The organism is Streptomyces zaomyceticus, from assembly GCF_014656215.1.
GTDB classification, from domain to species: Bacteria; Actinomycetota; Actinomycetes; order Streptomycetales; family Streptomycetaceae; genus Streptomyces; species Streptomyces zaomyceticus.
This window is the reverse complement of record NZ_BNBZ01000009.1, coordinates 63,759-86,337: the sequence shown is the minus strand read 5'-3', so window position 1 is coordinate 86,337 and position 22,579 is coordinate 63,759. Positions and strand designations below refer to the sequence as shown.

The 22,579-nt window shown below is 72.0% G+C and carries 19 protein-coding genes and 1 tRNA gene; 11 read left to right on the top strand and 9 right to left on the bottom strand.

Translation table 11 applies throughout. The features are described 5' to 3' along the window. The first annotated feature begins 36 nt into the window (after positions 1-36). Together IE311_RS14555 and IE311_RS14550 are read left to right on the top strand one after the other, a co-directional pair. Positions 37-999, top strand: coding sequence for an ArsA family ATPase (locus IE311_RS14555; RefSeq protein ID WP_189832089.1), 963 nt, complete (start codon positions 37-39; stop codon positions 997-999). 32 nt (positions 1,000-1,031) lie between these two features. Continuing rightward, positions 1,032-2,357, top strand: a complete 1,326-nt coding sequence (locus tag IE311_RS14550; protein ID WP_189832220.1) for an ArsA family ATPase — start codon at positions 1,032-1,034, stop codon at positions 2,355-2,357. Between the two features lie 122 nt (positions 2,358-2,479). Here IE311_RS14550 and IE311_RS14545 read toward each other — a convergent pair whose 3' ends face one another. Continuing rightward, a complete protein-coding gene (locus tag IE311_RS14545) occupies positions 2,480-2,824 on the bottom strand; it encodes a WhiB family transcriptional regulator (RefSeq protein WP_015034550.1) in 345 nt (114 codons plus the stop codon). 416 nt (positions 2,825-3,240) lie between these two features. Here IE311_RS14545 and IE311_RS14540 point away from each other — a divergent pair, with 416 nt between their 5' ends. Then, positions 3,241-5,484, top strand: a complete 2,244-nt coding sequence (locus tag IE311_RS14540; protein ID WP_189832088.1) for a transglycosylase domain-containing protein — start codon at positions 3,241-3,243, stop codon at positions 5,482-5,484. Positions 5,485-5,617: 133 nt separating this feature from the next. Here the strand turns inward: IE311_RS14540 and IE311_RS14535 are convergent, their stop codons facing one another. Further along, positions 5,618-6,082, bottom strand: coding sequence for a GatB/YqeY domain-containing protein (locus IE311_RS14535; protein WP_189832087.1), 465 nt, complete (start codon positions 6,080-6,082; stop codon positions 5,618-5,620). Positions 6,083-6,156: 74 nt separating this feature from the next. On the opposite strand from IE311_RS14535, the gene IE311_RS14530 reads away from it, so the two are divergent. Then, positions 6,157-7,095 (top strand): metallophosphoesterase, encoded by a 939-nt coding sequence (locus IE311_RS14530; protein ID WP_189832086.1) that lies wholly within the window; start codon positions 6,157-6,159, stop codon positions 7,093-7,095. 148 nt (positions 7,096-7,243) lie between these two features. Next, positions 7,244-7,317: transfer RNA gene (locus tag IE311_RS14525), tRNA-Pro, on the top strand. 189 nt (positions 7,318-7,506) lie between these two features. Here the strand turns inward: IE311_RS14525 and IE311_RS14520 are convergent. Then, the gene (locus IE311_RS14520; RefSeq protein WP_189832085.1) at positions 7,507-8,385 is read right to left on the bottom strand and encodes a glycosyltransferase family 2 protein; all 879 of its coding nucleotides are present in this window, start codon (positions 8,383-8,385) and stop codon (positions 7,507-7,509) included. A gap of 252 nt (positions 8,386-8,637) precedes the next feature. Here IE311_RS14520 and IE311_RS14515 point away from each other — a divergent pair, with 252 nt between their 5' ends. Beyond that, positions 8,638-9,741 (top strand): serine/threonine-protein kinase, encoded by a 1,104-nt coding sequence (locus tag IE311_RS14515; protein WP_229901923.1) that lies wholly within the window; start codon positions 8,638-8,640, stop codon positions 9,739-9,741. Positions 9,742-9,785: 44 nt separating this feature from the next. Here IE311_RS14515 and IE311_RS14510 read toward each other — a convergent pair whose 3' ends face one another. After that, on the bottom strand, positions 9,786-10,067 hold the full coding sequence (locus IE311_RS14510; RefSeq protein ID WP_189832084.1) for a hypothetical protein: 282 nt from the start codon (positions 10,065-10,067) through the stop codon (positions 9,786-9,788). A 189-nt stretch (positions 10,068-10,256) separates the two neighbouring features. Between IE311_RS14510 and IE311_RS14505 the strand changes: the two genes are divergently transcribed. After that, the gene (locus IE311_RS14505) at positions 10,257-12,095 is read left to right on the top strand and encodes an alkyl/aryl-sulfatase (protein WP_189832083.1); all 1,839 of its coding nucleotides are present in this window, start codon (positions 10,257-10,259) and stop codon (positions 12,093-12,095) included. 57 nt (positions 12,096-12,152) lie between these two features. Here the strand turns inward: IE311_RS14505 and IE311_RS14500 are convergent, their stop codons facing one another. Further along, positions 12,153-13,172 carry a YdcF family protein gene (locus tag IE311_RS14500; protein ID WP_189832082.1) on the bottom strand — a complete coding sequence of 340 codons (1,020 nt, stop codon included), beginning with the start codon at positions 13,170-13,172 and terminating at the stop codon, positions 12,153-12,155. Between the two features lie 89 nt (positions 13,173-13,261). Continuing rightward, positions 13,262-14,869 carry a tetratricopeptide repeat protein gene (locus IE311_RS14495; protein ID WP_229901922.1) on the bottom strand — a complete coding sequence of 536 codons (1,608 nt, stop codon included), beginning with the start codon at positions 14,867-14,869 and terminating at the stop codon, positions 13,262-13,264. A gap of 155 nt (positions 14,870-15,024) precedes the next feature. On the opposite strand from IE311_RS14495, the gene IE311_RS14490 reads away from it, so the two are divergent. Both IE311_RS14490 and IE311_RS14485 read left to right on the top strand, forming a co-directional pair. After that, a complete protein-coding gene (locus tag IE311_RS14490; RefSeq protein WP_189832081.1) occupies positions 15,025-16,071 on the top strand; it encodes an Lrp/AsnC family transcriptional regulator in 1,047 nt (348 codons plus the stop codon). Positions 16,072-16,079: 8 nt separating this feature from the next. Further along, on the top strand, positions 16,080-16,364 hold the full coding sequence (locus tag IE311_RS14485; protein ID WP_189832080.1) for a DUF6191 domain-containing protein: 285 nt from the start codon (positions 16,080-16,082) through the stop codon (positions 16,362-16,364). Positions 16,365-16,441: 77 nt separating this feature from the next. Here the strand turns inward: IE311_RS14485 and IE311_RS14480 are convergent, their stop codons facing one another. After that, positions 16,442-17,272 carry a class I SAM-dependent methyltransferase gene (locus IE311_RS14480; RefSeq protein WP_189832079.1) on the bottom strand — a complete coding sequence of 277 codons (831 nt, stop codon included), beginning with the start codon at positions 17,270-17,272 and terminating at the stop codon, positions 16,442-16,444. A 62-nt stretch (positions 17,273-17,334) separates the two neighbouring features. Here IE311_RS14480 and IE311_RS14475 point away from each other — a divergent pair, with 62 nt between their 5' ends. Then, the gene (locus tag IE311_RS14475; protein WP_189832078.1) at positions 17,335-19,155 is read left to right on the top strand and encodes a S9 family peptidase; all 1,821 of its coding nucleotides are present in this window, start codon (positions 17,335-17,337) and stop codon (positions 19,153-19,155) included. A gap of 82 nt (positions 19,156-19,237) precedes the next feature. Then, complete coding sequence (locus IE311_RS14470) at positions 19,238-19,978, top strand: SURF1 family protein (protein ID WP_189832077.1); 741 nt, start codon at positions 19,238-19,240, stop codon at positions 19,976-19,978. 267 nt (positions 19,979-20,245) lie between these two features. Here the strand turns inward: IE311_RS14470 and IE311_RS14465 are convergent, their stop codons facing one another. Continuing rightward, positions 20,246-21,649 (bottom strand): hypothetical protein, encoded by a 1,404-nt coding sequence (locus tag IE311_RS14465; protein ID WP_229901921.1) that lies wholly within the window; start codon positions 21,647-21,649, stop codon positions 20,246-20,248. Further along, positions 21,646-22,377, bottom strand: a complete 732-nt coding sequence (locus IE311_RS14460) for a SigE family RNA polymerase sigma factor (RefSeq protein ID WP_189832076.1) — start codon at positions 22,375-22,377, stop codon at positions 21,646-21,648. The genes IE311_RS14465 and IE311_RS14460 overlap by 4 nt, the downstream gene beginning before the upstream one ends. Positions 22,378-22,579 lie beyond the last annotated feature (202 nt).

Here is a 22,579-nt window from a genome sequence, read left to right as displayed (position 1 = left end):
GATTGGGCGGCGCCGCCAGTGGTTAGGCTCGACAGCGTGAGCAGGCTCCAGGTCGTCAGCGGCAAGGGCGGTACCGGTAAGACGACGGTCGCCGCCGCCCTCGCCCTCGCCCTCGCGACGGAGGGCAAGCGCACCCTCCTCGTCGAGGTCGAAGGCAGACAGGGCATCGCACAGCTCTTCGAGACGGAAGCCCTTCCGTACGAGGAGCGCAAGATCGCCGTCGCCCCCGGCGGCGGAGAGGTGTACGCGCTGGCGATCGACGCCGAGCGCGCGCTCCTCGACTACCTCCAGATGTTCTACAAACTGGGCAGTGCGGGGCGGGCCCTGAAGAAGCTCGGCGCGATCGACTTCGCGACGACGATAGCGCCGGGCGTACGGGACGTCCTGCTGACCGGCAAGGCCTGCGAGGCCGTCCGCCGGCGGGAGAAGCACGGCGGACACACCTATGACCACGTGGTCATGGACGCGCCGCCCACCGGCCGCATCACCCGCTTCCTCAACGTCAACGACGAGGTGGCGGGCCTGGCCAGGATCGGCCCGATATACAACCAGGCGCAGGCCGTCATGCGGGTCCTCAAGTCCCCCGAGACGGCGGTCCATCTGGTGACCCTGCTGGAGGAGATGCCGGTCCAGGAGACCGCGGACGGCATCGCGGAACTCCGCGCGGCGGAACTGCCGGTGGGGCGGGTCGTGGTGAACATGGTCCGGCCGCACGTCCTCGACGAGGCGGCGGTACGGGCCGCCTCCGGCGACCACCGGGACGCGATCGCGCGGGCGCTCGCCTCCGCCGGCGTCACGGGCGGCACGACGCTGGTCGAGCCGCTTCTCGACCAGGCGGCCGAGCACGCCCGGCGGGTGGAGCTGGAGCGGACGCAGCGAGCGGTCCTCGACGAGATCGGCGTGCCCTCGTACGAACTCCCCTTCCTGGGGGACGGGGCGGACATCGCGGGGCTCTACCGGCTGGCGAAGGAACTGCGGAAGCAAGGGGTGGGCGCGTGACGGAGAAGGCCGCGGCGGGCTCCGGGCCCGGGATCGGGCTCGACCCGGCTCCCGGGGGGAACGGGCTGGACGCCGTCCCCGTCCTGGATCTCGACCCGCTGATCGACGACCTCGGCACCCGGATCATCGTCTGCTGCGGCGCGGGCGGCGTGGGCAAGACGACCACGGCCGCGGCGCTCGGCGTGCGGGCGGCGGAGCGCGGCCGGCGGGTCGTCGTCCTCACCATCGACCCGGCCCGCCGTCTCGCCCAGTCGATGGGGATCGACTCCCTCGACAACACCCCGCGCAAGGTCGAGGGGATCAAGGGCTCCGACGGCGGCGAACTGCACGCGATGATGCTGGACATGAAGCGGACCTTCGACGAGATCGTCGAGGCGCACGCGGATCCGGACCGGGCGCGGGCGATCCTGGACAACCCCTTCTACCAGTCCCTGTCGGCCGGATTCGCCGGTACGCAGGAGTACATGGCGATGGAGAAGCTGGGCCAGCTCCGGGCGCGCGACGAGTGGGACCTGATCGTCGTGGACACCCCTCCGTCCCGCTCCGCGCTGGACTTCCTGGACGCGCCGAAGCGGCTCGGGTCCTTCCTGGACGGGAAGTTCATCAAGCTGCTGATGGCGCCGGCGAAGGTGGGCGGCCGGGCGGGGATGAAGTTCCTCAACGTCGGCATGTCGATGATGACGGGGACCCTCGGAAAGCTGCTCGGGGGTCAGTTCCTCAAGGACGTGCAGACGTTCGTCGCGGCGATGGACACGATGTTCGGCGGATTCCGGACGCGCGCCGACGCCACGTATCGGCTGCTCCAGGCCCCGGGCACGGCCTTCCTCGTCGTCGCCACACCGGAGCGGGACGCGCTGCGCGAGGCCGCGTACTTCGTGGAGCGGCTGGCCGCCGAGGGGATGCCGCTGGCCGGTCTGGTCCTCAACCGCGTCCACGGCAGTGGCGCCGCCCGGCTGTCGGCCGAGCGGGCCCGAGCGGCCGCGGAAAATCTTGAGGAGGGGCGCATTGTGGATCAGAGGGGCGGGAAGACTGAGCGCAGTGGCTCCCCGGCCACCGAGCACGAGCAGTCCGACCTCGCCACCGCCGCCGCACCTCCCGTACCCGAGGCTGCCCCCACAGCCGACCCGGCACAGGAATCCGACGTGGACGTACGACATCTCACCGCGGGACTTCTGCACCTGCATGCCGAGCGCATGCGGGTGCTCTCGCGTGAGCAGCGCACGCGTGACCGCTTCACCGCGCTTCACCCCGAGGTGGCGGTGACCGAAGTGGCGGCCCTGCCCGGCGATGTGCACGACCTCGCCGGGCTGCGGGCCATCGGTGACCGGCTCTCGGCCGGGCGGACCGCCTCGGCCTGAGCAGCCGGACTCCCGGTCCGAGTACTCCGACCCTCGGCACGACCAGCCCGACCCTCGGTACGAGAAGTCCCGACCTCGGTACGAACAGCTCCGCCCCGGGCCCGAAAGGGCCGGACCGGGGTCTAACCCACCGCGGCGTACGCCTCGTACGTCGCGTCGTCCTCGATCGCCACGGGCAGCAGGCCCGCTCCCCGCTCGTACTCCGTGCGCGCGGTCTCCAGGAGCCGGCGCCACGAGGTGACGGTCGGCCTGCGGCGCAGCAGGGCGCGTCGCTCGCGCTCCGTCATGCCGCCCCACACACCGAACTCCACGCGGTTGTCGAGGGCGTCGGCGAGGCACTCGGTCCGCACCGGGCATCCGGTGCACACCGCCTTTGCCCTGTTCTGTGCCGCTCCCTGCACGAAAAGTTCATCCGGATCGGTAGTGCGGCAGGCCGCCTGCGCACTCCAGTCAGCTACCCAGCCCATACCGGCGCCGTCCTCTCCCGAATCGAGGCTCCCCCACGGCGGCAGCGGCATATTCACCGCTGCCAGTTGGGACGTTACGGAAGGTGGGCACAGCGCAACACCCCCTTCGGGCCCAATCTTGGATGGCCCGAACGGACTATGCGTGCGCGTCAGATCACCCAGGGGAGTGATCGAAGGACATGCGTGTGATAGCGGACATACCGCGCAGATATGCCGTTCTTTCACGGCTCCATTTCGGACACCGTGTGACGCATGGGCCGGAATCGGACATGAAGTCCCCATGTTTCGGGGTCACGGGAATTCATGTCGATGTCACACCCGGGTCTTGATGCCAGACCACACTGCTGTGACAGTTGGGAGCAGCTTAGGCCAAGGCATATACGTGTGTCCGGCGAATGAGAACGTAGGCTGCCCCCATGGCAAAGAAGCGCTCGGGCGGTGGTCTGACCGGGACCCAGCAGGCCGCCAAGTTCCTCGGTGTCAGTGTGCTCTCCGGAGCCGTGCTGGCGGGCATCGCCCTGCCCGCGGCCGGGGCACTCGGTCTGGCCGCGAAGGGCACGGTCGAGGGGTTCGACGAGATCCCCTCCAACCTGAAGACCCCACCGCTGAGTCAGCGCACCACGATCCTCGACTCCGAGGGTGGTCTCCTCGCCACGGTGTACTCGCGGGACCGGAAGGTCGTCCCGCTGGACAAGATCTCGCCGTACATGCAGAAGGCGATCGTCGCGATCGAGGACGGTCGCTTCTACGAGCACGGGGCGATCGACCTCAAGGGCGTGCTGCGCGCGATCAACCGCAACGCGCAGTCGGGCGGGGTCGCGCAGGGCGCGTCCACCCTCACCCAGCAGTACGTGAAGAACGTCTTCGTCGAGGAGGCCGGTGACGACCCCGAGAAGGTCGCGCAGGCCACCCAGCAGACCATCGGCCGCAAGGTCCGCGAGCTGAAGTTCGCGATCCAGGTCGAGGAGGAGCTGGGCAAGAAGAAGATCCTGGAGAACTACCTCAACATCACGTTCTTCGGGCAGCAGGCGTACGGCATCGAGGCCGCCTCCCAGCGGTACTTCTCCAAGCGGGCCGCCGACCTGACGCTGGGAGAGGCGGCGATGATGGCCGGCCTCGTCCAGTCGCCGAGCCGCTACGACCCCATCAACGACATCCAGGAAGCCACCAAGCGCCGCAACGTGGTCCTCCAGCGGATGGCCGACGTCAAGGACATCAGCCAGGCCGAGGCGGACAAGGCCAAGGAGTCCCCGCTCAAGCTGAAGGTCAAGTCCCCGAAGAACGGCTGCATCACCGCCGTCGACGGCGCCGGCTTCTTCTGCGACTACGTCCGCAAGACGATCCTCACCGACCCGGTCTTCGGGAAGACGGCCGAGGAGCGCCAGAAGCTGTGGAACCTGGGCGGTCTCACCGTCAAGACCACGCTCGACCCGCGCGCGCAGGCCGCCGCCAACGAGGCCGCCGTCGCGAAGATCTACAAGAACGACCCGGTCGCCGCCTCCGTGGTGCAGGTGCAGCCCGGCAGCGGCAAGATCCTGTCGATGGGCCAGTCCCGCCCGTACGGCCTGGACCAGAAGCAGAACCAGACCACGCTCAACCTCGCCGTGGGCAGCAAGATGGGCGGCACCACGTACGGCTTCCAGGTCGGCTCGACCTTCAAGCCGATCACGGCCGCGGCGGCGCTGGAGAAGGGGCTGAGCCCGGCGCAGTCCTTCGACACCCCGTGGAAGATCAACATCCCGGAGCAGGACTACACCCGCTGCGACGGCAAGCCGGCCGGGTACGCCAACTGGGAGATCGGCAACGAGCTCAAGTCGGAGGAGGGTTCCTTCGACATGACCAGCGCCCTCGGCAAGTCCATCAACACGTACTTCGCCAAGCTGGAGCAGATGGCCGGCCTCTGCGAGACGATCACGATGGCCAAGAACGTCGGCTACGAGCGCGAACTCGGCAAGAAGGTCAAGGAACTCCCCTCGATCACCCTCGGCGCCCAGGAGAGCACCCCGCTCGACATGGCGACCGTCTACGCGACCTTCGCCAACCGCGGCATGTACTGCACCCCGGTCGCCATCGAGTCGGTCAAGGCCGCCAACGGCGACAAGCTCAACGTGCCCCAGACCAAGTGCTCGCGGGCGATGAGCGAGCGCACCGCCGACACGATCAACCAGATGCTGAAGGGCGTCGTCGAGGACGGCACCGGCACCAAGGCCGGCCTCAGCGACCGCGACAACGCGGGCAAGACCGGTACGACCAACGACCGCAAGGACGCCTGGTTCGTCGGCTACACCCCGAACCTCTCCACCGCCGTCTGGGTCGGCGACGACGTCGGCGAGAAGAAGTCGATGTACGACCTCAACATCGGCGGCGAGTACTACGACAAGGTCTGCGGTGGCTGCCTCCCCGGTCCGATCTGGAAGATCGCGATGACGGGCGCCCTGAACGCCTCCGAGACGCCGGGCTTCGCCCCCATCTCCGTGCCCCGGGCCGAGAAGCCCAAGGACAAGGAGAAGGAGGGCGACGAGGGCCCGAACAAGCCCAACAAGCCCCGTAAGCCGCGCGACGGGAAGCCGGGCGACACCAACCCGTTCCCCGGCATCACGCTCCCGCCGGGCGTGATCGGCGGACCCGGCGACGACAACGGCCGCGGCGGAAACCGCTGACGCCGTAGCGACTCCCGAACGCTCCGAACCCTCGGAGCCTTCGGAACACCCGGAACACCCGGAACACCCAGAACACGAGGAAGGGCGCCCCACCGAGTGGGGCGCCCTTCCTCGTATCCCTGTCCCGTGGGGGTCAGCCCGCGAGGAGCTTCTTCACGGAGGCGGCGACCCGCCCGCCCTCGGCCTGACCGGCCACCTTCGGGCTCACGATCTTCATGACGGCGCCCATGGCACGCGGGCCCTCGGCGCCCGCCGCCTTCGCCTCCTCGACGGCCGCCGCGACGATCCCGTCGAGCTCCTCGTCGCTGAGCTGCTTCGGCAGGTAGGCGTCGAGGAGGACACCCTCGGCCCGCTCCCGCTCGGCGGACTCCGGGCGACCGCCCTGGGTGAAGGCGTCCGCGGCCTCGCGGCGCTTCTTCGCCTCCTTGGCGATCACCTTCAGCACCTCGTCGTCGGAGAGTTCGCGCTTGGACTTGCCCGCGACCTCCTCCATGGTGATCGCGGTGATGGTCAGCCGCAGGGTCGAGGAGCGCAGTTCGTCGCGCCCCCTGATCGCGGCGTCGAGGTCGGCCTTGAGCTTCTCCTTGAGCGTGGTCATGAGCCCAAGTGTGGCAGGTCCCCCGCCCCACCCGCCCGCGCATTTACGCTCCCCGGGTCTGCGACGATGGGGGAATGCGCGCACGGTACGGGATCCCCCTGAAGATCACGGCAGGTCTCACGGCGACGGCCGCGGCCGGACTCGTCTACGCGGCCGGCTTCGAGGCACGCTCGTTCCGGCTCCGCCGGGTGACGGTCCCGGTGCTTCCTCCCGGCATGAGCGACCTGCGGGTCCTCCAGGTCTCCGACATCCACATGGTGAGCGGCCAGCACAAGAAGCGGGCCTGGCTCCAGTCCCTCGCGGGGCTCCGCCCCGACTTCGTCGTCAACACCGGCGACAACCTCTCCGACCCGGACGCGGTCCCGGAGGTGCTCGACGCGCTCGGCCCGCTGATGGAGTTCCCCGGCGTGTACGTCTTCGGGTCGAACGACTACTACGGGCCCCGGCTGCGCAACCCCGCCCGCTATCTGATGGAGAAGGCGCAGGGCCGCCACGGCCTCAACGGCAACAAGCCCGCCGTCGGCGCCGTCCACAACCCCTGGGAGGGGATGCGGGACGCCTTCGACGCGGCGGGCTGGGTGAACCTCACCAACACCCGGGGCCGGCTGAAGCTGCCCCAGGCGGATCTCGCCTTCACCGGCGTCGACGACCCGCACATCAAGCGGGACCGGTACGAGCGGGTGGCCGGCGGCCCCGACGCCACGGCCGACTTCACGATGGGCGTGGTCCACGCCCCGTACCTGCGCTCGCTCGACGCCTTCACGGCCGACGGGTACGAGCTGATCCTCGCCGGACACACCCACGGCGGACAGCTGTGCATCCCCTTCTACGGGGCGCTCGTCACCAACTGCGACCTGGACACCGACCGGGTGAAGGGGCTCTCCACCCACACGGTCGCCGACCGGACGTCCTACCTGCACGTCTCGGCGGGCTGCGGCACCAACCGGTTCACCCCGGTCCGCTTCGCCTGCCCGCCCGAAGTCACCCTCCTGACCCTGACGTCCCGCGGCTGAGGTCTCCCCCTCACCCGTCCGGCGGCTCGCCCTCCCGGGCCTCCGCCCTGACCTGCGCCGCGCCCCCCGAAAACCGGATTTCGTCTCAGCGCGCGCGTGGGCTAAAGTAATCGATGTCGCCGCGACGTGAACAACAAAGCAGCGACATCGGGGTGTAGCGCAGCTTGGCAGCGCGCTTCGTTCGGGACGAAGAGGTCGTGGGTTCAAATCCCGCCACCCCGACAGCCGTAAGACCAGTTCAGGGGCCTGATCCGAGACATCGGATCAGGCCCCTGAGTGGTTTCCGGGGAAAGGCGCGACCGGGCGCCTCCCGGCCGCCGCCGCCCGTGGGGCGGGCGGCGGCCGCGGGTGGGCATCGGCCGAGGGTGGGCATCGGCCCGGTGTGCCGGATCGCCGGTGGCCGGGAGCGTGTCAGATGACCGGCGGGCGGCCCAGGCGGGTCATGCGGCGGACCGTGGACCAGCGCATGGGGTGGCGGGGGCCGCAGGAGCGGCGGACGCCCTCCGCGAAGCCGGCGAACCAGGACGCCAGGCCCGGCAGGGAACGGGTGCGGGCCAGGGTGAGCAGGGTCCAGACGCCCAGGTAGACCGGGACGAGCAGGGCCGGCAGGTTGCGCTTGGCCAGCCAGACGCGGTTGCGGGCGGTCATCCGGTAGTACACGGCGTGCCGGGCCGGGCTGGTCCTGGGGTGCTGCAGGAGCAGTTTCGGCTCGTAGACGACCTTCCAGCCCGCGTCGAGGGCGCGCCAGGCGAGGTCGGTCTCCTCGTGGGTGAAGAAGAACTCCTCCGGCCAGCCGCCGATCTCGTCGAGCATCGGCATCGACAGGCCGTGGCCGCCGCCGAGGAAGGTGGTGACCTCCCCGCCGCGCATCGGGTCCTTCGCCCCGAGGCGCGGAACGTGGCGCCGCTGCGTCTCGCCGGTCTCGTCGGCGATGCGGAACGACACGACGCCGAGGTACGGATCGGCCTCGTAGAGATCGGCCAGGCGGCTGAAGACGTCCGTGTCGACGAGCAGGCCGTCGTCGTCGAGGTCCACCAGCACGTCGATGTCCCCGAGGGCGCGCAGCGTCTCGATCGCGACGTTCCGGCCGCCGGACACACCCCGGTTCTCGGGGAGTTCGACTCCGGTGACCCCCTCGGGGAGTTCCGGGAGGGTTCCGGTGCCGTTGCCGACGACGACGATCCGGTGCGCGGGTTCGTCCTGCCGTGCCACGGAGTCGAGCAGCGCTCCCAGCTCGGCCGGGCGCGTGCCCATCGTCAGTACCGCCACACCCACACGAGGTCGCGCCACGACCCCCTCCGTTCCTGTTCACCGGAACTCGCTCCGGGCCGCGATGCTAACTCCCGGCGACACCTTCCGTTCACCCGCATCAGGGGTGCGGTGCACCGGGTGGGCGCCGGGAGGGGGGAGCGCGGCGAAGCGCGTGGTCCGACGGCTCTACGCTGGTTCCCTTCCGTCAAGTTGATCGATCGTCGAAAGGGTGGTCTCCAGGTGCTGGTCGCGGACCGATATCGGCTTCATGTGTGTATCGGTCGGGGCGGTATGGGCGAGGTGTGGCAGGCCACCGACGAGGTGCTCGGCCGGGACGTCGCCGTGAAGCTGATGCTGGCGCACGGGACCGACCCCTCCGCCGCCGACCGGTTCCGGCTGGAGGCGCAGACCGCCGCCCGGCTGAGCCACCCGCACGTGGTGGGCGTCTTCGACTTCGGGACGTGGGACGGAAAGCTGTTCCTCGTCATGGAGTTGGTGGAGGGCGACAGCCTCGCGGGCAGCCCCTCCGATCCGCTGGTCCTGCCCGCCGAGCGGGTCGCCGTGGTCGCCGCGCACGCCGCCGCCGGACTCGCGGCCGCGCACCGTCAGGGTGTCGTGCACCGGGACATCAAGCCGGGGAACCTGCTGGTCGACGCCGACGGGACGGTGAAGCTGGCCGACTTCGGCATCGCGCGCTTCGTCGACGACCCCTCCGCGGCGCTGACGACGACGGGTCAGATCGTGGGCACGGGGCTCTATTTGGCCCCCGAGCGGGCGCTCGGGCAGCCCGCCTCGCCCGCCTCTGACGTGTACTCGCTCGGCTGTGTGCTCTACCAGCTCCTCACCGGAAGGCCACCGTTCCGGGCGGACACGGCGACGGCCCTGCTGTACCAGCACATCGACACCGCCCCGATGCCCCCGGGCCGGCTCGGTGTGGCGCTGCCGCCCGAGTTCGAGACGTATCTGCTGAGCCTGCTGGCGAAGCAGCCGGAGCAGCGGCCGACGGCGCAGGCCATCGCGGACTGGTTCTCCTCGGGCGCCTGGCGCGCCTACCCGCAGCAGCCCGCCCCGGCGCAGCACCGGCCCCACGCGCCGCACCACCCCACGGGCCGCACCACGGGCCCGGCGCCGGCCGCCGCGGCCCGGCCCGCGCCGCTGCCGCCGTCGGCGCCCATGCCCGCGTCCGGGCCCGGTCAGGGGCACAGATCCGCGCCCGGTCAGGGGCACAGACCCACCTCCACCGGTGCCCCCGCCTCCCGGCGGCGGGAGAAGCCGTCCAGTGCCGGTGGCGGGCTCGCGGAGCTCTCCCGGCGCCGTCCCCGCAAGACGGCGGCCGTGGCGGGAGCCATCGCCTTCGTCGTCTTCCTGATCATCGGGATGGCCTGGCTCTCCTGAGCCGGCCGGGGCCCGGCCGTACCGGCGCCGCCCCCCGGGTCCCGTCAGTACGGCCTGGGCGCCATCTCCCGCGGCTCCCCGCCGTCCGGCACGAGCAGCTGGCAGCTCGGTTCGCCCGGCCCCGGGGTCGCCCGTACGGTCACCTCGGTCGGCGGGTCGGTCGGCAGCTCGACCGGGACGGTGACCGGCCCGTCGTCCTTGATCGGGGTGTGACCGGTCTCCTTGCCGTCGACGAGGATCTCGACGACGGACCTGTGCCCGGTCTGGACGGTCGCGGAGACCGAGTGACCGAGGTGGTCGATGTGGAAGTGGTGCCGTCGGCTCATGGGGGACCTCCGTACCTCCAGAGTAGGTACGGACCGCGGCTCCCGCCGCTTCCGCGGACCCGGCGCGGTTTCCCGCGCGCCTCCTGCCCGCCCCCCGCGCCGTTTCCCGCCGGAGTGCGGCCGTACCGGCCCGGTGTTCAGATGGACCGGTACGCCGATCACCGCCCGCGCGGAACGGAGCCCCGGTCCATGAGCGACACCCTGCCCTCCTTCGAGGACACCACCGACTTCGAGAACGCCGACCGGGGCTACCTCGGCTCCGTCGCCCCGGGTGTGATCACGGACGCCGCGGGCCGCACGGTCTGGGACGGTGACGTCTACGGCTTCCTGAAGGCGGACTGCCCCGACACCGCGCATCCGAGTCTCTGGCGCCAGGCCCAGCTCTGCACCCGACAGGGCCTGTACGAGGTCACCGAGGGCATCTACCAGGTGCGCGGGCTCGACCTCTCCAACATGACGATCGTCGAGGGCGAGCGCGGGATCGTCGTCATCGACCCGCTCATCTCCACGGAGACCGCCGCCGCGGCCCTCGCGCTCTACCGGGCGCACCGCGGGGACCGCCCGGTCACCGGGCTGATCTACACCCACTCGCACGGCGACCACTTCGGCGGCGCCCGCGGCGTGCTCCCGCACGGGACCGAGGAGGGCGTGCCGATCCTCGCGCCCGCCGGATTCCTGGAGCACGCGGTCAGCGAGAACGTGTACGCGGGCAATGCGATGACCCGCCGCGCGAGCTACATGTACGGGGCGAATCTGCCCAAGGCCCCGGACGCCCAGATCGGCGCCGGGCTCGGCTCGACCACCTCCATCGGCACCATCAGCCTGATCCCGCCGACCGTGGACATCACGGAGACCGGCCAGGAGGAGACGGTCGACGGGGTGCGGATCGTCTTCCAGCTGACGCCGGGCACCGAGGCCCCGGCCGAGATGAACTTCCTCTTCCCCGACCACCGCGCCCTGTGCCTGGCCGAGAACGCCACGCACAACATGCACAACATCCTGACCCTGCGCGGGGCGGTCGTCCGCGACTCCCGGATCTGGGCCGCGTACCTCGACGAGGCGATCGAGTACTTCCACGGCCGGTACGACGTCGGCTTCGCCTCCCACCACTGGCCGACCTGGGGCCACGACAACGTGGTGCGGTTCCTGGCCGAACAGCGCGACCTCTACGCGTACATGCACGACCAGACGCTGCGGATGCTCAACGAGGGCCTCACGGGCCCGGAGATCGCCGAGCGGATCGAGCTGCCGCCCGCGCTCGCCGCGTCCTGGCACGCACGCGGCTACTACGGCTCCCTGAACCACAACACCAAGGCGATCTACCAGCGCTACCTCGGCTGGTTCGACGGAAACGTGGCCCATCTGTGGGAGCACCCGCCGGCCGAGCTCGCGCGGCGGTACGTGGCCGTGGCCGGCGGCCCCGCCGAGACCCTCGCCAAGGGCCGCGCGTACGCCGAGAGGGGCGATCTGCGGTTCGCCGCGACCCTGCTCAACCATCTGGTCTTCGCCGAGCCGGACGACGCCGACGTGCGGCGGGACGCGAAGGAGGCGCTCGCCGGGGTCTACGAGCGACTGGGGTACGGCGCCGAGAACGGCCCCTGGCGCAACTTCTACCTCACCTCCGCGCAGGAGCTCCGGCACGGCGTCTCCGGCGAGATGGTCGACATGACCAACCCCGAGATGGCGATGGCCCTGACCGTGCCCATGCTGATCGACTCGATCGCCATCCGGATCGACGGCCCGCGCGCGTGGGACGAGGAGCTGACCCTCGACCTGGTGTTCCCGGAGGAGGGCCGGCGCCGCCTCACCCTGCACAACGGCGCCCTCACCCACCGGACCGTGGAGGGCGAACCCCGGACGCCCGCCGGGCTCACCCTGACCCTGGACAAGCCGCGGCTTCTCGGACTGCTCGCCGGCCGGGACGTCCAGGAGCTCGGGATCGGGATGGACGGCGACCCGGCCCTGCTGGCACGGCTCTTCTCGTACGTGACGACGCCCGACACCGACTTCCCGATCGTCACCCCGTGAGCGGGCGCCGCACGCGGCGGCGCCGGGAGAGGAGGCACCGATGACCCGGCAGGGCCCTCAGCGGCTCGCCCAGGCGAGCACTCCGAGCAGGATCAGGGTCAGACAGATCCCGAGGTTGACCACCTTGTACTGGAGGAAGACGGCGACGAACTCGCGGATGGTCGCCGACGGCCAGAAGTAGGCGGCGGTCGGCGAGCCCACCACCTGGCCGTCCATGCCCGCCCTGCGGGCCAGCAGGGAGGCCCGGAAGGCGTGGAAGTTGTTGGTGACGATCACGCACGAGGCCCCGGGCCGCTCCCGCTCCATCAGCTCCCTGCTGAAGAGCATGTTCTCCTCGGTGGTGCGTGAGCGGTCCTCGCGCACCACGGCCTCCGCCGGGAAACCGCGCTCGACGAGGTAGTCGGCCATCGCGTGCGACTCGGGGAGCTCCTCGTCGGGGCCCTGCCCGCCCGAGGTGATGAGGACGGGGGCGACGCCGTCGCGCCGCTCGTGCGCGGCGAGCTTCTCGTACACCTCCCGTCCCCGGTCCAGCCTGCTCGCGAGGAGCGGGGGCACCCGGCGGCCGCCGATCAGTCCGGAGCCGAGGACGACGACGTAGTCGGCGTCGCGGCGGATCCGCATCCGGCCGTAGAGGAACGCGTAGCCGACGAAGCAGACGAAGAGGAAGGAGACGTAGCCGAGGAGGAAGAGGGTGGTGACGACCAGTATGTTCAGGGCCCACGACCCGGTGGCGGCGGCCGCCACGGCCAGGATCATCACCCCGAACATGCCGAGCCCGGCGAGCAGCGAGAGCAGGTTGGCGGGGCTCCTGCCCTCCTTGCGGACCATCTTCACGCCGTTCGCGGTGAGCAGTCCCGCGAGGACGACCGGGCCGAGGCCGAGGCCGAGCAGCACGACGAGCATCACGGTCTCGGCGACTCCGGGCGGGGCGTCGTCGATCCCCGCGATCAGTCCGATGCCGAGGAAGGTGACGGCGAGGCCGAGGAGCACGGCATTGCCGAAGCGGCGCCGGTCCCGCCGCACACCGACGCCGAAGAACAGCAGGAAGACCGCGGCCAGGGCGAAGGCGAACCACATGACGGCATCGTAGACAGAGCGACCGACAACGGGCGGTGAATGTCAGGGACCTGCCGGGACCGGCCGGGACTCGACCCGAGGGAGGCCCGTCAGGCCTCGCCCGCGAGGGAGAACAGGCCACGTCTCGCACCCTCTTCGTACGCGTACCGCAGCTCCTTGCCGTCGAGCAGCGCCCGCAGAGCCCGCTCGCTGCGGGCCCGGGTCGTCACGCAGTACTCCGCGGGCCGGTACGACGCGTCGAAGACGGACGTCCGCAACAGGTCGACCGCGCCGAGCAGATGGGCCGCCTCGTCCCGTTCCCCCGCCGACAGCCGCAGCTGGGCGAGAAGCTCCGCCGCGCCGGCCGCTCCCGCGGCCGAACCCATGCGCAGATGCTTGCGCAGCGCCCGCCGGGCGTATGCGGCGGCCTGCTCCAGCTCGCCGTCCCAGGCGGCGAGCTCGGCCCGCACGACATACGACCAGGCATCGGCGCACAGATCACGGCCCGCCCGGGACCAGCGGCTCTCGCGGTCCAGGTCGCCCTGGTCCAGCGCCTCCTGCGCGGCCTCGGGGTCGGTCCTGCACAGGGCGAGGGCGAGGCCGACCCAGCACGCGTGCCGGGTCGGCCCGAACTCCGGGTACTCCCCCATCAGCGCGAGGGCTTCCCGGAATTCGTCCGCCGCCGCGCGCGTACGGCCCTGGTAGAGGGCGGTCGCGCCCCGCAGATGGGCGAGCAGGCCCAAGGCCTGGTCGTCCCCGTCCCGTACGGCCGCCGCCCAGGCCTGGACGAGGAGCGGGTCGGCGTCGTCGGGACGGCCCGACTCCAGCTCCAGGAAGGCGGCGAGCCACAGGGCGCGGGCCGACGGGGGGCCGGTACGCAGGGACAGGGCGTGCCGCAGCCGGGTCCGGCCCTCCGCGGCCCGGCCGCAGGCCACCCACAGGAACCAGAGGGAGACCGTGATCTCGACGGCCGCGTCGGCCTCGTCGCTCGCCGAGAGCGGCGCCGTCGTCGGGTCCATGGCGGCGGCCAGGTCGGGGAGTTCGCGCAGGGCGAGGTCACGGGCGTCGAGCTGCCGGCCGCTCTGCCACCAGTCGGCGGCCCGCCGGGCGAGCTTGACGCACCATCGCCGGTGGCGCAGGACGAGGGACCGGCGGTCGCCCCGTTCGGTGAGCCGGCGGGCGCCCACGGCCCTCATCGGGTGCGGCATCCAGTAGCGGGGGACGTCGTTCTCGCCGTCGAAGAGGTCGTCGACGGGGAGGAGGGCGTGCGGAGCGAGCCGTTCCAGGACCACCGTGATCTTCCCCGGGGGCAGGGCCCCGGAGGCGCACACCGTACGGACGGCATCCCGGCCGAAGGCGCCCTCGAAGACGGAAAGCCGCTCCCACAGGAGTCGTTCGGCGAGCCCGCAGCGGGCGTATCCGCGCTCGGCGGCGGCGAGCTGGTCGGCGCTCACCTGCTCGCCCCACAGCAGGACCGGTTCGCCGCCCGTCCCCTCGGCGCCACTCGGGTACGGCCCCTCCGCGTCGTTCCAGCACGGTCCCTCGGTGCCGCTCGGGTACAACCCCTCCGCGCCGCTCGGATACGGCCCCTCCGTGCCGCTCGGGTGCGTGCCCTCCGCGCCGATCCACGCGACCCCTGTCACGGGCGGCTCCCTGCTCTCTTCGAGCCCGCCGTTCCCGGCGGGTTCACCGGCCTCCGGCGGCCTGCCGATGTCCATGTACCCCATCCCCCGTCCTCTCCCATGTGTGAGTTATGCGTGAGTCAATGGCGTACCCGCGCCATGACGGCTTGAATGCATATGCCTCCGGTTCACATCCTGGGGCGCCCTGGAACCCACACCCGCGGTTTGCCGGGGATCGACCAGGGAGGGAAATGAGTACCGGGGAATCCGTCCTGGGAGAGGCGGATCTGTCGCTGATCCACGCACTGCAGATAGCCCCGCGCGCCAGCTGGACCCAGCTCTCGGCCGCGCTCGGGGCGAGTCCGGACACCCTGGCCCGGCGCTGGGAGCACCTCACGGCCGGGGGATACGCCTGGAGTTCACTGCTCGCCGCCCGCAGCGGCACCGACGCGATGCTCTACGCCTGGGTCGAGCTGGAATGCGTCGCGGGCGCCGCGGAGACCACCGCGACCGAGGTCTCGGGCGATCCGTGCACCCTCGGCGTCCACCAGGTGACCGGCGACGCCGATCTCGTCCTGCTCGTGGTCTGCCCCGACCTGTACGCCCTCGACGCCTATCTCGCCGGACGGGTACGGCGGCTGCCCGGCGTGCTCCGGGCCCGCACCCAGGTCGTCACCCGGCTGCACAACCGCCCCTACCGGTCGCGGATCGAACAGCTCACCCCCGGGCAGGTCCAGCTCCTCACGGAGATCACCGGCGGGGACCGGCGGGCACGCGCGCGCGTGGGCACCCCGCCGAACCTCACGGAGCTCGACCACCGGCTGGTCGCGGAGCTGGCGGGGGACGCCCGCCGCAGCGCGGCCGAACTGGCCCGGCAGTGCGGCACGAGCGAGTCGACGGTACGGCGGAGGCTGGACGCCCTCACCGCGGGCGGCGTCCTCCACCACCACTGTCTGCCGGCGCCGAGGTTCTCCGGACGCCCGGTGTGGGCGATGGTCACGACCGACGTACCGCCGCTCGAAGTGCCGACGACGGTGGCGGCACTGGGCCGGCTGCGCCAGACCCGTCTCGTTACCTCCGTCACCGGCCCCCACAACCTGGCCGTCGCCCTGTGGCTCCGGACCGTCGACGAACTCCACGACGTCACGGCGGCGCTCGTACGGGCCGCCCCGGCGCTCCGGATCGCGGGCACCGCGCTCTCGCTGCGCACCCACAAGATCGGCGCCCAGGTGCTCGGCCCGGACGGGCGAAGGACGCACCATGTGCGTCCTGACACGCCCGGACGGGGCATGGTCTGATGGAGGGCATGGAGTTCGCCGTGTTCGTGACGCTGCCCGGTCTGGTCATCCTGCTGACCGTGGTGGCCTTCGCCGACCAGATCCTGCGCATGAGCGGCCGCGGGAAGCGCGGCGGCCAGATCTCGTCGACCGGCTTCGAGCAGCTGCACGCGACGTTCTCGCAGGGCAAGCAGAACGAGCTCAAGGAGCGCCGTAGCGCCCTGGTCCTCCGTGACGACGAGGAGGACGGCGCCCCGCCGAACCGCTCGACGGTGGACCTCACGGGCGGGCGCGCCGTCATCAGACTGCCGTAGCACCACCGGTTCGTGCGGCGGGGGCGCCGACGGCGGATGGCTCTTCCGGGCCGGTGGCGCAGACGGCCGGAGCCGGTTCAGGCCGGTCGGGACGCCTTGATCGAGTACATCATCGGGATGCGGGGCCGGTCCGCCGGGAAGCGGTAGTAGCCGTCCTCGTGCCGCTGGAGCGCGCCGTAGCGGGGGTACAGCGAGGCGTCGTGCTCGTGCAGGAACTCGATCCGAAGACCCGCCCCGGCGAGCGCGGTGACGACCTCTCCGACCGGGTGCACCCACTCCACACTGCGGTTGTGGACGGTGGCGGCGTCGAGCTCGGCGTACGTGCCCGGGCTGGTGTCCACCCAGGGGTCGCGGACGAAGTAGTCGTGGACGATCCGGCTGCCGGTCTCGTCGTCGAGCGAGTCGGTGATCGGATGGAACTCGGCCACGTACAGGAAGCCGCCGGGGGCGACGAGCGAGGCGGCGGTCTCGGCCCAGCGCTCGATGTCGGGCAGCCAGTTCAGCGCCCCGCAGCCGGTGTAGACGATGTCGTACGCGCTGTCCGGGACGGCCTCGGCGGCGTCGTACACATCGGCCGCGACGAAGGCCGCCCGGTCCTGGGTGAGGCCGAGGTCGGCGGCGAGCGAGCGGGCGGTGTCGACGGCGGGCTCGGAGAAGTCCAGGCCGACGACCTGAGAGGCGCCGTGGCGCGCCCAGGAGAGGGTGTCGAGGCCGATGTGGCACTGGAGGTGCAGCAGGGAGCGTCCGGTGACGTCACCGACCTCCGCGAGCTCGAAGTCCCGCAGGGCGTCCTTGCCCGCGCGGAAGGTGTCGAGGTCGTAGAAGTCGCTCGCGGCGTGGATCGGGACGCGTTCGTCCCACCGTGCGCGGTTGGCCTCGTGCCAGTCTTCGGGCGTCGGGGAGTACATGTCGGCGAGGTTATCCACAGGTTGGGGGCGACGCGACCCGATTGTCCGCCGCGCGGAGCATCATGGATGCCATGACTGAGAGCAAGAACGCCGAGCTCACCGACCCGACCCCCGTGTGGGAGCAGCGCTTCCGCGCGCCGCGTGTCTCCCTGCCCGAGTGGGCCGAGGAGGCCCCGGACCGCTCGCTGTTCGTGTCGAACGCGACGGGGACGTACGAGCTGTACGCCTGGGACCGGTCGAGCGGCGAGCAGCGGCAGGTCACGGACCGGCCGAACGGCACGACGGACGGCACGCTGTCGCCGGACGGCGCCTGGATCTGGTGGTTCGCGGACACCGACGGCGACGAGTTCGGGGTGTGGATGCGGCAGCCGTTCGGCGGCGGCGCGGACGAGCCGGCCGTGCCCGGGCTCGACGCCTCCTACCCGGCGGGGCTCGCCATCGGCCGGGACGGCACGCTCCTGGTGGGCCGTTCCACGGACGAGGACGGCTCGACGATCCATCTCGTACGGCCCGGGGCCGGCGCCCCGGTCGAGATCTACCGGCACCGGGAGTCGGCCGGTGTCGGCGACCTGTCGCACGACGGCGCGCTGATCGCGGTCGAGCACACCGAGCACGGGGACGCGATGCACTCGGCGCTGCGGGTGCTGCGCGCCTCGGACGCGAGCGTGCTCGCCGAGCTCGACGACACCAAGGGCGGCACGGAGGAGCTGGGGCTCGCGGTGCTCGGCTTCGCGCCGGTGACCGGGGACACCCGGCTGCTCGTCGGACACCAGCGGCGCGGCCGCTGGGAGCCGATGCTCTGGGACGTGGCGGCGGGCACCGAGACGGACCTCGCGCTGGACCTGCCGGGCGATGTGTCGGCCGAGTGGTATCCGGACGGATCCGGGCTGCTGGTCGTGCACAGCTTCGAGGCCCGCAGCGAGCTGTGGCGGTACGAGATCGCCACCGGCGCCCTGGTCCGGGTGGAGACCCCGGCCGGTTCGGTGTCGAGCGCGACGGCCCGGCCGGACGGCAGCGTGGAGTACCTGTGGTCCTCGGCGGCCGAGCCGCCGGTGGTGCGCTCCACGGCCGGCGGCGTCGTCCTCGACCCGCCCGGCCCGAAGGCCCCGCCGTCGGTCCCGGTGGAGGACGTGTGGGTGGAGGGCCCCGGGGGCAGGGTCCACGCGCTCGTGCAGCGGCCCGGGGGCCAGGGCCCCTTCCCGACGGTCTTCGAGGTCCACGGCGGGCCCACGTGGCACGACAGCGACGCCTTCGCCTCGGGCCCGGCGGCCTGGGTGGACCACGGGTACGCGGTGGTGCGGGTCAACTACCGGGGCTCGACGGGGTACGGACGGGAGTGGACCGACGCGCTCAAGCACCGGGTCGGTCTGATCGAGCTGGAGGACATCGAAGCGGTCCGCGTGTGGGCGGTGGACAGCGGCCTCGCCGATCCGGCACGGCTCGTCCTGTCCGGCGGCTCCTGGGGCGGCTATCTCACCCTCCTCGGCCTCGGTACGCAGCCGGACGCGTGGGCGGTCGGTCTCGCGGCGGTCCCGGTCGCGGACTACGTCACGGCGTACGAGGACGAGATGGAGGCCCTCAAGGCGCTGGACCGGACGCTGCTCGGCGGTTCCCCCGAGGAGGTGCCCGAGCGGTACGCGGCCTCGTCGCCGCTGACGTACGTGGACGAGGTGAAGGCCCCGGTGCACATCTCGGCCGGAGTCAACGATCCGCGCTGCCCGATCCGCCAGATCGACAACTACGTCGACCGGCTCGTGGCCCGGGGCGCGGTCCACGAGGTCTACCGGTACGACGCGGGCCACGGCTCGCTCGTGGTGGAGGAGCGGATCAAGCAGGTCGGCCTGGACCTGGCGTTCGCGGCGAAGCACCTGGGCGCCCGCTAGGGGGTGTTTCCGGGTCCCGCCCGATCAGGACGGACGGGACCCGGCCGACGGTGGGCGGGGGCCGCTTGCGTACGGTGGGGGCGTGTACCGGTTCCTGAGAACGCCCCGCTGGTGGGGGATCAACGTCTTCGTCCTGCTGGCGATCCCGTTCTGCGTCTTCATGGGGACCTGGCAGCTGGGCAAGTTCGAGGATCGTGTCGACACCCACGAGAAGGCCGAGAAGCGGCCCGCCGCGAGCACACGGCAGGCGGAGCCGCTGGACTCCCTGCTCCCGGTGGACCAGGAGACCTCCGGCCGGCCGGCGGAGGCGCGCGGCCGGTTCGGGGAGCAGTTCCTCGTCCCGGACCGCGATCTGGACGGCCGGACCGGCAGCTACGTCCTGACCCTGCTGCGGACGGACGGCGGCCGGTCGCTGCCGGTCGTCCGGGGCTGGCTGCCCACGGGCGGGAAGGTCCCCGCCCCGCCGTCCGGCGAGGTCACGGTGGTGGGCGCGCTCCAGGCCTCGGAGAACGGCGGCGGCAAGGGTGCCCACCGGCCCGGCGGGCTGCCCGAGGGGCAGCTGGGCATGATCAGCGCGGCGGCCCTGGTGAACGTGGTCACGGACGACGTCTACGACGCCTGGATCACCCTCGCCGACTCCCCCGCGGGTCTCACCCCGGTCCCGGCCGCCGCCGCCGCGGGCACGGGCCTGGACGCCAAGGCCTTCCAGAACCTGGGCTACACCGCGGAGTGGTTCGTCTTCGCCGGATTCGTTCTCTTCATGTGGTTCCGCCTCGTGCGCCGCGAGGCGGAGGCGTCCCGCGACGAGGCGCTGGGCCTGTAGGGGCCGGCTCCGCGGAGTCTCCCGCGGAGCCCTTGCCGGGTCGTGGAGCCGGTACCGGGGGTCGCCGGGGCCCGTGGCGGTTCGTAGAGCCCGGTACCGGGTCCGTGAGGGCTCCGGCCGGGCTTCCTGGCCCTCGCCCAGGCCCCTGTGGGGGGCCCGGCCCGGCTTCCGGGCCTTGTGGTGGCCCTCCAGTCGTGCGGGCCGTGCCAGGAGCCGTACGCCGGATCAGGGATCCGTGCGCCGGCTCCGTTCAGGCGCCGGGCCGGCTCAGGAACCGGCCAGGATCCCCGTGCGGTAGATGGTGCCCGCGCAGGCGTTGGGGACGATCGCCGACGCCGCCGGGCCGCCGGGCTCCGCGACATGGCTGACCAGGACGCTGCCGTCGGCGAGCCCGCCGTCCTCACGGAGCAGCTGGGGCGCCGCGCCGGTGCCGGCGTCCGCACCCGCGCCCGCCTCCGCGCCGGTCCCCGGGTCGGTGCCGCCACCGCCCGAACCCGCGCCCTCCGTGGGCTCGGGGTTGCCCGTGTTTCCACCGGTCGGGTTCTCCGTCGGCGGCGGTGTGGTCGGCTGCTCGGTCGGCGGAGGCGTCGTCGGAGTCGGGCTGGTGCCGGTCGTCGGGCACGTCTCGCTCGGCACCCAGACGAACTTCACCTCGTAGGAGCCGCTCGGCCCGAGGACGAGCGAGGAGCTCTCCTGCGAGGGGTCGGGCAGCCCGCCGCCCCCGTCCCCCGAGGTGTGCCGGATCACCGAGATCCGCGCCGGGTCGGCGGCGCCCCGGGCTTCGAAGCTGACGACACCGCTGCCGTCCACGACACAGTCCTGGCCAGAGATGTTGGTGATGCGGAAGGTTCCGTACACCTTGCCCTCGCCGTCGGGCCCGCCGGCGCCCGCCCCGCTGACGCCGAGCTGCTCGGCGCCGCACCTCAGGGAACCGCTGCCCGCGCCCTGGGTCTGCCGCGGGCCGGTGCCGGACACGCCGGGTCCGGGCCGCTCCGGCTTGCCCGAGGAACCGTCGGCCGCGCCCTGGCTCGGGGACACGCTGCTCGCGGGCCCCTTGGAGCTCTGGCCGCCCTCGACTCCGGTCTCGGTGCCGGTGCCGCCCTGGGCCTCCTCGCCGTGGCCGGCGTTCACCGGATTGCCGGCGGCGGAGATGCCGCCCGAAGCGGCGACGTGCACGAAGGCGGGTACGGCCGTCCCGATGAGGACCGCGGCGGCGGCGGCGCCGACGATGGCCTGCCGCTTGCGGGCGCGCCGCGCGGGCACCGCCCGGCGCAGGTGCTCCAGCGAGCCCGGAGTGGGCTCCAGGCCGGAGACGGCTCCCTGGAACAGCCGCCGCAGCGCGAGTTCGTCGTCCCCGTCGCCCTCGCCGGGGCCGGGCTCGATGTTCACCATGCGCTGTCCACTCAGGTCGTCACGTTCATCCGGGGCGCCGGTCTCGCCGGTCTCGACGTCCCCGTCGGTCTCGCCGGTCCCACCGGTCTGGCTGTCCCCGTCGGTCTCACCGGTCTGGCTGTCCCCGTCGGTCTCACCGATTTCGACGTCCCCGCCGGTCTCACCGTTCCCGTCGGTCCCGTTGGTCTCGCCAGTCCCCGCGTTCTCGGTGCTCTCGGCGCTCTCGGCGTGCTCGACGTGCTCGGCGTTCTCGACGTCCTTGCCGGGTGCCTCGCTCATGACGTCGCTCCCATCGCGACGCGCAGCGCCGCGATGCCCCGCGAACCGTACGCCTTCACCGAACCCAGGGATATCCCGAGCGCCTCGGCGACCTGAACCTCCGTCATGTCCGAGAAGTACCGCAGGGCGAGCACCTCACGCTGGCGCCGCTGGAGTCCGCGCATCGCCTTGATGAGGTCCTCGCGCTCCAGCTGGTCGTACGCCCCCTCCTCCGCGCTGGCCATGTCCGGCATCGGCTTGGACAGCAGCTTGAGTCCGAGGATGCGGCGGCGCAGCGCGGACCGGGAGAGGTTCACGACGGTCTGGCGCAGATAGGCGAGCGTCTTCTCGGGCTCGCGCACCCGCTTGCGCGCCGAGTGGACGCGGATGAAGGCCTCCTGGACGACGTCCTCGCAGGAGGCCGTGTCGTCGAGGAGCAGCGCCGCGAGACCGAGCAGCGACCGGTAGTGGGCGCGGTAGGTCTCGGTCAGATGGTCGACGGTGGTCCCGGCCGTCGAGGCGCCTTCGGCGCTCGACCGGGGCGACGGGATGCCGTCCACCGCGCTCGCGCGGGATCCGGTGGGCACGGGGGCGATCACCGGCATGCCACCGAGAGCGCGCTGCCTTCTGAACGCGCTGACCGCGGAGCCGCGTACGGGGACCGTGCCGACGCTCCGCGCGGGGAGCATCGCCGTGCCGCCCGCGCCGCGCAGCGGGGCGATGGTCGCGATGTCGAGTACCTCTGCCACGCCTGTTGGACACGCTTCCCCCCGGCAGGGTTGTACGCGTACGCCACCCTTTTTGACGGTGAGTCGTTTGTCCTCATGCGTAACCGTTCTCCCCCGGTGCCCCGCTTTCACAGCGTGTCCCGCGCCACACGACGAGTGGGTGCACGCAGAGACGCCCCCGACCCAACCGCTGGTTGCAGCAAGGGCAAAGAGCATCGTCGAC

Coding starts and splice junctions, on each gene's coding strand:
- IE311_RS14545 (WP_015034550.1), bottom strand. CDS start 2,824: ATGGGCTGGGTAGCTGACTGGAGTGCGCAGGCGGCCTGCCGCACTACC.
- IE311_RS14540 (WP_189832088.1), top strand. CDS start 3,241: ATGGCAAAGAAGCGCTCGGGCGGTGGTCTGACCGGGACCCAGCAGGCC.
- IE311_RS14535 (WP_189832087.1), bottom strand. CDS start 6,082: ATGACCACGCTCAAGGAGAAGCTCAAGGCCGACCTCGACGCCGCGATC.
- IE311_RS14530 (WP_189832086.1), top strand. CDS start 6,157: ATGCGCGCACGGTACGGGATCCCCCTGAAGATCACGGCAGGTCTCACG.
- IE311_RS14515 (WP_229901923.1), top strand. CDS start 8,638: ATGGGCGAGGTGTGGCAGGCCACCGACGAGGTGCTCGGCCGGGACGTC.
- IE311_RS14510 (WP_189832084.1), bottom strand. CDS start 10,067: ATGAGCCGACGGCACCACTTCCACATCGACCACCTCGGTCACTCGGTC.
- IE311_RS14505 (WP_189832083.1), top strand. CDS start 10,257: ATGAGCGACACCCTGCCCTCCTTCGAGGACACCACCGACTTCGAGAAC.
- IE311_RS14500 (WP_189832082.1), bottom strand. CDS start 13,172: ATGTGGTTCGCCTTCGCCCTGGCCGCGGTCTTCCTGCTGTTCTTCGGC.
- IE311_RS14495 (WP_229901922.1), bottom strand. CDS start 14,869: ATGGACATCGGCAGGCCGCCGGAGGCCGGTGAACCCGCCGGGAACGGC.
- IE311_RS14490 (WP_189832081.1), top strand. CDS start 15,025: ATGAGTACCGGGGAATCCGTCCTGGGAGAGGCGGATCTGTCGCTGATC.
- IE311_RS14485 (WP_189832080.1), top strand. CDS start 16,080: ATGGAGTTCGCCGTGTTCGTGACGCTGCCCGGTCTGGTCATCCTGCTG.
- IE311_RS14480 (WP_189832079.1), bottom strand. CDS start 17,272: ATGTACTCCCCGACGCCCGAAGACTGGCACGAGGCCAACCGCGCACGG.
- IE311_RS14475 (WP_189832078.1), top strand. CDS start 17,335: ATGGATGCCATGACTGAGAGCAAGAACGCCGAGCTCACCGACCCGACC.
- IE311_RS14465 (WP_229901921.1), bottom strand. CDS start 21,649: ATGAGCGAGGCACCCGGCAAGGACGTCGAGAACGCCGAGCACGTCGAG.